The sequence below is a fragment of the Flagellimonas aurea genome (genome assembly GCF_017313785.1).
Classification (GTDB): Bacteria; Bacteroidota; Bacteroidia; order Flavobacteriales; family Flavobacteriaceae; genus Flagellimonas; species Flagellimonas aurea.
Map to the genome: position 1 here is coordinate 1 of NZ_JAFLNL010000026.1, position 1397 is coordinate 1397.

The 1397-nt window shown below is 50.0% G+C and carries 2 protein-coding genes; both read left to right on the forward strand.

Annotation, left to right across the window (positions count from 1 at the left end; genetic code table 11):
* On the forward strand, window positions 1–187 hold a 187-nt coding region (locus J0656_RS20265), incomplete at its 5' end, for a hypothetical protein (protein WP_237689002.1).
* Window positions 153–1115: an IS110 family RNA-guided transposase gene (locus J0656_RS20000; protein WP_237689001.1), complete on the forward strand. Its 963-nt coding sequence runs from the start codon at window positions 153–155 to the stop codon at window positions 1113–1115. The genes J0656_RS20265 and J0656_RS20000, both read left to right, overlap by 35 nt.
* The last annotated feature ends 282 nt before the right edge of the window (window positions 1116–1397 follow it).

The following is a 1397-nucleotide window of genomic DNA, read 5'->3' on the forward strand; positions in this document are numbered from 1 at the left end:
TAGCATCTATGTAAAAGCAGTCTGTCGAGTATCTTTAAGATTCACCAAAATCAAAAGATATGAAAACACAACAAACTGCCCCACCCAAGTTATTCATTGGCATCGACATACACAAGCGCAGTTGGAAGGTGCACTGTGCCACGAATCTGTCCATGGGCAGGACCTTTTCCATGTCTCCGGACCCTAAGGGTTTGTGGGAATATGTGGAGAGGCACTTTCCGGGGCATGATGTCTCCACGGCCTATGAAGCGGGCTGTTGCGGTTATCGGGCCCATCGCTGTTTCGAGGGTTATGGTTGGCATTCCCTGGTGGTAAATCCTGCGGACATATTCAGGAGGGGCAAGGAACGCCACACGAAGACCGACCGCATAGACGCCCAGTTGATCGCCCGTGAACTCAAGGACGGACGTTTGGAGTGCATAGAGGTTCCCGATCGGTGCAGAGAACAGTTACGCAGCCTGTTCCGTCGCCGTAACGATCTGGTCAAGGACATGCGCCAGACCAAGAGCTACATCAAGATGCAGTTGCTGTATTATGGCATAGAGGTTCCGGAAGTGTACGACAACGACCATTGGAGCCATGGTTTCAGGGACTGGCTCGATGGGCTGGAGTTTGAATACGAGTCGGGCAAAGAGGTCTTGCGCAGTCGTATGCGCACATTCCGGTTCATCGACCGGGAGTTCAGGGATGTGTCCACCCTGTTGAGGCGACATACCAAGGCACACTATAAGAGGGATTATATGCTTTTGCGCAGCATACCGGGAATCGGTCCCATCGTGGCCAGTGGCATCTTGAGCGAGCTGGGTAATCTTCGCAGGTTCAACAACATCAAGCAACTTGCCGGCTATGTGGGCCTTGCCCCGGGCATATACCAAAGTGGCGATACCGTTCGCCACACGGGGGTGAGCATGCGAGCACATCGATTGATAAGGAGCTATTTCATCGAGGCCTCCTGGCAGGCGATCAGGACGGACCCGGTGATGCAGGGATACTATCGCAAGCATCAGGGCAAGAACGTAAAATCGGTGATCGTCAAAGTGGCCCGTAAGCTATTGAGCCGCACCTTGGCCGTTATAAAAACGGGTGTGCCCTATGAGATAGGGGTAGTGGAATAAGGAAATTTAAAAGGATTGAAGGAACATAACAAAGCTCACAATAGAGGTAGAGAAGTTCGGATCACAGAACAATGTAGGTGGCCTTGCCCATGGCAAGGACCACATCGGTTAGCAAGTGACCGGACTTATTATAGCTTATGATCATACAGATGCTGGTGAACACAGAAAAGAGTGTATCACATATAGGATGCCGAGCAAGTTATACTAAAAGAAAAAAGTGGTTTAAGACAAAAAGAACATATTGACTATCTTTGAGAAACTGGACTATGGCTTTTCATAGGA